General features: G+C 77.4%; 1 protein-coding gene. It reads right to left on the reverse strand.

The features are described 5' to 3' along the window. Positions 1–332, reverse strand: a 332-nt coding sequence (locus PUR56_RS02270; protein ID WP_329947623.1) for an amidohydrolase family protein, incomplete at both ends; no start/stop codon positions are given.

Here is a 332-nt window from a genome sequence, read left to right on the forward strand (position 1 = left end):
CGCCGGGGAAGGAGCCGGCGGCCTCCTGGTACACGACGTACATAACCCCGCCGCTCCAGGCGGGGGCGAACACGATCACGCTCACCGTGCCGGCGGGCGCAGGCGGACACCGGCGGGTCCGGGCGGGGCTGGGGGACACGAGCGGGGCGACGCGGTCGGCGCCGGCGCGCCCCCCGCCGCGGCGCAGGACGGCGACGAGGGCGGGGGAGGCGGTGTCGCGCCCCACGATGTCGGCGTTCTTGCCGGGTTCCAGCGTGCCGCCCGAGTCTGCGAGGCCGAGCAGGCGGGCGGGGACGGTGGTGAGCGACTCGACGGCCTGGTTTAGGGTCTGC

The sequence above is a fragment of the Streptomyces sp. BE303 genome (genome assembly GCF_036290945.1).
In the GTDB taxonomy this organism is placed as follows: domain Bacteria; phylum Actinomycetota; class Actinomycetes; order Streptomycetales; family Streptomycetaceae; genus Kitasatospora.